At 62.1% G+C, this 1,476-nt stretch carries 2 protein-coding genes; one reads left to right on the top strand and one right to left on the bottom strand.

The window, feature by feature from the left end:
• The first annotated feature begins 116 nt into the window (after positions 1–116).
• Complete coding sequence (locus ABG80_RS14030; RefSeq protein WP_058088268.1) at positions 117–1,133, top strand: IS110 family RNA-guided transposase; 1,017 nt, start codon at positions 117–119, stop codon at positions 1,131–1,133.
• 153 nt (positions 1,134–1,286) lie between these two features.
• Here the strand turns inward: ABG80_RS14030 and ABG80_RS23560 are convergent.
• Positions 1,287–1,476, bottom strand: a 190-nt coding sequence (locus tag ABG80_RS23560; RefSeq protein WP_235513864.1) for a hypothetical protein, incomplete at its 5' end; no start/stop codon positions are given.

Raw genomic sequence — 1,476 nt, 5'->3', positions numbered from 1 at the left:
GCCTAACGAATGAAAGGGACTTCCCCGTCCCGAGCTAGCCGCGTATTGCGGCAAACGGCATCGAAGTGCCACGATGGGGTTGCGAATCTCATCAATTCACTCGGAAGGGGAAGTCCATGGCCATTATTGCGATTGGGATCGATCTCGCCAAGAACGTTTTTGCGGTGCACGGTGTTGATGCGGCGGGCAAAGCGGTGCTGGTGCGCCCAGCGGTGCGGCGCGACGCACTGCTGGAGCTGATCGCCAAACTGCCGCCGTGCCTGATCGGCATGGAGGCGTGCTCGGGAGCGCACCACTGGGCGAGGCAGTTTCAGCAGTTCGGGCACAACGTGCGCATCATCGCGGCCAAGTTCGTGGCGCCGTACCGGCTCAGCGGCAAGCGAGGCAAGAACGACGCGGCCGACGCGCAGGCGATCTGCGAAGCGGTGCAGCGACCGCAGATGCGCTTTGTGCCGATCAAGAGCGAAGACGCGCAAGGCCGCTTGAGCATCCACCGCGTGCGGCAAGGGTTCATCGAGCAACGCACGGCCACGATCAACCGCATTCGCGGTTTGCTCAGCGAGTACGGGCACGTGTTGCCCCAGCGTGCCGAGGTGGTGCGGCGCGAAGCTGGTCAGTGCCTGGAAGATCTGCCGGGCTGGGCCAACACCGCCATCGGCGACTTGCTCAGCGAAGTTCACCGGCTCGATGAACGCATCGCCGAGTACGACCGTCACATCGAGGTGATGGCCAAGGCGGACGAGCGTTGCCGCAAGCTCATGGAGGTGCCCGGTATTGGCGACAAGACAGCCACGGCCCTGATGGCCAGCATTGGAAGCGCGCACGACTTCAAGTGCGGCAAGCAACTGGCGGCTTGGTTGGGCCTGGTGCCCAGCCAGTACAGCTCGGGTGGCAAACAAAGACTGGGGCGCATCACCAAAGCCGGAGATGGCTACTTGCGCATGCTGCTGATATTGGGGGCGCGAGCGGTGGTGGCCGCCGCGAAGAAGAAGCAAGACCGGCTGAGCAAATGGGTAACCGAGCTGGCCGAGCGAAGGGGGTACTGGAAAGCGGTGGTGGCGGTGGCGGCCAAGAACGCGCGCATGGCCTGGGCGATGCTCAGCAAAGGCGAAGCGTTCAGGCCGATGGCCTGATGGCAGCTTGACAGTGCCCGTGTACCGATTCATGGCGTGATGCCGCGTTGATGAGAACCAAGGTTGGACCTGCGCGGGGAAGGCTCGGTTAACTTGTGAAGGCGCCATGTGGCGACCTTGACTAACGAATGGAGCCCCCGCGTGCGTCTTTCATCAGGGTCCGCAGCACATTGATGCTGCATTGAAGACCGGTTGTAGTGTTGCCGTCCTTATCCCTTGGTAGACCTCTGCGCGACTGATCCCTGGGTTGGTGTTTTGATGGTTTGAAGGTTCCAGGTGAATCGCCTTCGGCGAATCACCCGGGGATGTTTTTGCTTGACAGATGGGGAAGCCCTTGTAGCCC

It is taken from the genome of Aquabacterium parvum (genome assembly GCF_001447195.1).
GTDB classification, from domain to species: Bacteria; Pseudomonadota; Gammaproteobacteria; order Burkholderiales; family Burkholderiaceae_C; genus Aquabacterium; species Aquabacterium parvum.
Note: the sequence above shows the minus strand (reverse complement) of the source record. Positions and strands in the feature narration are given on the sequence as shown.